The following is a 2,157-nucleotide window of genomic DNA, read 5'->3' as shown; positions in this document are numbered from 1 at the left end:
GCATTGCAGGCTCATTTAAAGGGGTTCCTTACCGTGTTTCTGCTGGTTATTTAGATCAGCAAGGCCTTTTGATTACCGATCATTTTTCTCGTGGAACCGGTGCAATCAGCATTTCGCCAAAATTATTCCAGGATCATTTAAAAATCGACTTAAACTTAAAAGGTGCGTTAACCCAGTCGCATTTTGCCAATGCCGGTGCTGTTGGTGCTGCTATCCAGTTCGATCCAACACAATCAGTAAACGCAAGTAATAGCTTTGGTAACTACTTCGAATGGTTAAGAAGCGATGGTACGGTAAATCCGAATGCACCTCGCAACCCRGTAGGTTTAATCAGGCTGAACGATAACAATGGTAATGCCGAAAGAAGTTTTGGTAACGCACGTTTCGATTACTCTTTCCACTTTTTACCAGAATTGCACGCTAATTTAAATTTAGGTTACGATCTGTCTAAAGGTTATGGTGATGTGCGTATTCCGGTTTATGCTGCACAGAGCATTTCAACTTTAGGATCATACACCCATTCTTTGAATACAGAAACCAACAAACTTTCTGAGTTTTATTTAAACTATGCACACACTGTAGAGAGCATTAAAAGCCGTTTTGATGTAACTGCAGGTTACGGATATTACGATAACTCGAAAACCGGTTTCAACTTTACTTCTTACAAAGGCACCGGAGAGGCGTTGGTAACACCTGTTTTCCCTTTCTCTACCGATCGTGATAAATTACTTTCTTACTACGGAAGGTTTATTTATACTTTGGCAGATAAATATATTTTATCTGGAACATTAAGGGCTGATGCTTCTTCAAAATTTGCAGCGCAAAACCGTTGGGGCTATTTTCCTTCAGCTGCTTTTACCTGGAGAATTTCAAACGAGAATTTCTTGAAAAACAGCTCATCGGTTTCTGATTTAAAACTCCGTTTAAGTTATGGTCAAACAGGTAATAAAGATGGTATTGGCTATTACGATTACCTATCTAAATATTATGCCAATAGCAATACCGGCCAATACCAGATCGGTAATACTTTTTATAACTATTATACTCCGGCAGCTTACGATCCTGATCTGAAATGGGAAACTACTACCACCTATAATGCAGGTTTGGATTATGGCTTTATGAAAGGCCGTTTATACGGAAGTATCGATGTGTATTACAAAAAGACTTCTGATCTTTTAAGCAAAATCAATATTCCCGTAGGTACGAACTTTAACAACGAGTTAACAACGAATGTGGGTAATATGGATGTTAAAGGTGTTGAGGGAAGCTTAAACTTCTCGGCAATCAAAACCGAAAATACCAGCTGGGATTTTGGTGTAAACATTGCATACAACAAAAGAAAAGTAACCAATTTAACCTTAAATCCAGATCCTGCTTCGAAAGTTGGTGCAGGCGATATTACAGGTGGTACCGGTGTTACCTTAAAATACAATGCCGTTAACCAAATCCCCGGATCTTTTTTCGTATACAAACAAGTGTATAACACAGATGGAAAACCTTTAGAAGGTGTTTATGAAGATCTAAACAAAGATGGCGTGATCAATACCAGCGATCAGTATTTTTATAAATCACCTGATCCAAATATTACCCTGGGTTTCAATACGTCCTTTTCGTACAAGAAATGGAGTTTTACCACGTCGCTTAGGGCTAACTTTGGTAACTACATATATGATAACGTTTCATCAAACTTTGGTGTCAGAGCGAATATCTTAAGTCCGGCAGGTGTAATCAACAATGCATCAACAGATTTTCTGGCAACCAATTTCCAGAACAACCAGTTCTTAAGTGATTATTATATTAAAAACGCTTCATTCCTGAAAATGGACAATGCAGGTATTTCTTACAACGCCGGCAAGTTATCTAAAACCGGAACAGCATCGTTAAGGATATCCGCAAACTGCCAAAATGTTTTTACCGTAACCAAGTACAATGGTATAGATCCTGAGTTGAGCGGTGGTATTGATTATAACCTATATCCGCGTCCGCGCACGTATACTTTAGGTTTTAATGTTGGTTTTTAATAAGGAGACAAAAAATGAAAAACTCATTTAAAATAATATTGGCATCAGGTGTTTTATTGTTGTCATTAAATTCATGCAAAAAAGGAGATTTAAACGTATTGCCCACCAATGATGTTACTGCGGCAACCGTTTATGC

Annotated in this window: 1 protein-coding gene; it reads left to right on the top strand. The window is 38.1% G+C overall.

Annotated elements, in window-relative coordinates; translation table 11 throughout:
- The coding region (locus tag AC1DPQ_RS25750; RefSeq protein ID WP_477611310.1) for a SusC/RagA family TonB-linked outer membrane protein at positions 1-2,021 on the top strand (2,021 nt) is incomplete at its 5' end.
- Positions 2,022-2,157: the final 136 nt, after the last annotated feature.

Source organism: Pedobacter sp. 01T416_2 (genome assembly GCF_056398925.1).
This window is presented reverse-complemented; position numbering and strand designations above follow the sequence as displayed.